Source organism: Deltaproteobacteria bacterium, assembly GCA_026712905.1.
Classification (GTDB): Bacteria; Desulfobacterota; Binatia; order UBA9968; family JAJDTQ01; genus JAJDTQ01.
Genome location: JAPOPM010000071.1, coordinates 1 through 2,090, shown reverse-complemented (window position 1 = coordinate 2,090; position 2,090 = coordinate 1). Strand labels below are relative to the sequence as shown.

Sequence of the window (2,090 nt, the reverse complement as noted above, 5' to 3'; positions counted from 1 at the left end):
GCCGGCGTTGGCGATGACCAGGGCCGCCTGGGCGGCGAACATCACCAGGGTCTCCTGGTCCTCATCGGTGAACTCCTCTCCGCCCTCACGGTCGCCCACGAAGACGTGGCCCACCCGGGCGCCCCGGTGGAACATGGGCGCGGCCATGAACCGGAACACCCCCACCGGCAGGGGGATGGTGAAGTCGGCGAAGCCCAGGGCGTGGACGTGCGCCGTCAGGTCGGGCAGCCGCAGGGGCTCGTCGATGTTGGTCAGGGCTGCGAAGAGCCGCCACCGGTCCGGGGTGAGCAGGAGCCGCTCGGCCTCGCCGGAAGTCATGCCCGAGGTCAGGAACTCCTGCACGCCGCCCCCGCCGTCGGGCAGGATCATCACGCCGTAGCGGGCGGAGGTCAGGGAACGGGCCGAGTCCAGCGCGCCTTGGAGCACGGCGTCGAAGTCCAGGCTCTCGTTGATGCGGAGGCTGGCCTGGCTCCGGCGCGCCAGGCGGTCCCCGGGGGGCGGGATAAGCGGGCGGCGCGGGGGCGGCGGGGCCCCCGCGCCGGCGGATGGCCGTCGGGTTGTACAAAAAGGCGGAGCGGCTGCTGTCGAGCCGCTCCGCCGCCGGATTGCCTGGGTCGGGGCCAGAGCCCAGGTCGAGTGTTCCGGTTATTCGGGCAGGGTGATAGTGGCGTGAACCCGCTCGCCCTTGTTGCCCCACTTGTTGACGCCGCGCACCCAGACGGTGTAGGTCTCGCCGGGTTCAAGATTGTAGAAAGAGGTCCTGGTGTGCCTGCCCAGAGGCCGCCGGACTTTGCCGTCCGACGGTCGGTCGGTGACGTAAATCCGCGCGATCCATCTGACGGCCTTGTTGTACTGCGGCTCGTTTTGGCCGGGTTCCGGCGCGGCGTCCCATTTAGCCATAACGATCGGCCCTTCTCCGTCGACCCCCGCTTCGTACTCCAGGGTCAAATTCTGTACCGGTGCGGGCGGCTGTTCCCGGATGGTAACGGTGGCATCAGCGCCAGCTTTGACGGGCGCTCCTTCGGCCAATTGAATAGAGACGGTGAGCGTTTCCGAGTCGTCTTCCACGTCGTCCACCGCCGTCACCAGCAGGAATGTGATTTGCTCTCGCCCGGCGTGGATGGTGGTTGGGATCGACACGGCAACGTAATCCTCCGGAGAGGCGGCAGTGCCATCGGACGTGGCTACGACAAGCGCCAGGTCCTCATCGAGCGCCTGGCTGAGGCGAATATCCATCTCAAGAGGATCCCCCTCGTCCACGGTGTAAGCTTGCTGGGAAAAGGTCACGGTGGGGGCGGTGTCGGCCTGCGCCATGCCTGGCAGCACGGCCGGAATCGCGACCAGCGCCAGCAGGGCGACGACCGCCAATCGAGCCAACCTGGGAAGCGTTGGCAGTGCCTTCGGGAAAACGGTTTGCATTTGAATCATGTACTCCTTCGGTAGTGTGGTGTTGGATTAGCCCCGGTTGGATTTACCCGCCCCAAATCGGGCGGACAAATATTATGCGCCACCGTGCGTATCATACGAGCAACCATTGGGCTCTTTTTATGTGTCTTTTATTGTATCACCATCCTGGCCCAGAGCAGGATCAACGCGCGGCGCGGCGCCGGCACGCCAAGGGGGCGCCCAGCCGCAGCCGGACGCCCCCTTCAGCTTGACCCGCCAGGGGATCATTGACCCGTCTGTCCGTCTCCCTCCTCCGGCGGGGGTTCCGCCTCCAGCAGCGCGATGCTGGCGTGCACCCGCTCGTCCTTGCTCTGCGCTCGCACCCACACCCGGTGTGTCTGGCCGGATTCCAGATTGTCGAAGGTTAGCTTCGTTCTTTTGGCCCTGGGCGTCTGGTTACGCCGACCTCCAGGCTCGCTACCCATTCTGAGAACGAGAACCATTAGCCGGCGGCGCCACACGACGGCGCTATCCACGGGAAGCGCATGCTAGAATAAGATCCCACGGGGAGTGAGTAAAAATGTCCGGAGAATTGGAAATAAGAACCGTTGCGGATCTGGAACGCATCCTCGACGAGAACCCCCAAATCCGGGAAAGCATACGCCGCAAGCTGCTCACCGACGAGGAACGGGCTCTGCCCCGCG

2 protein-coding genes are annotated in these 2,090 nt (G+C 65.2%); both read right to left on the bottom strand.

Going from position 1 to position 2,090, the window contains the following annotated elements:
* On the bottom strand, positions 1–441 hold a 441-nt coding region (locus OXF11_05415), incomplete at its 3' end, for a GAF domain-containing protein (protein ID MCY4486541.1).
* Positions 442–645: 204 nt separating this feature from the next.
* Positions 646–1,419 (bottom strand): hypothetical protein, encoded by a 774-nt coding sequence (locus OXF11_05410; GenBank protein ID MCY4486540.1) that lies wholly within the window; start codon positions 1,417–1,419, stop codon positions 646–648.
* Positions 1,420–2,090: the final 671 nt, after the last annotated feature.

Excerpts from the sequence above, each read along its gene's own strand:
- OXF11_05410 (MCY4486540.1), bottom strand. The coding sequence starts at position 1,419 with ATGCAAACCGTTTTCCCGAAGGCACTGCCAACGCTTCCCAGGTTGGCT.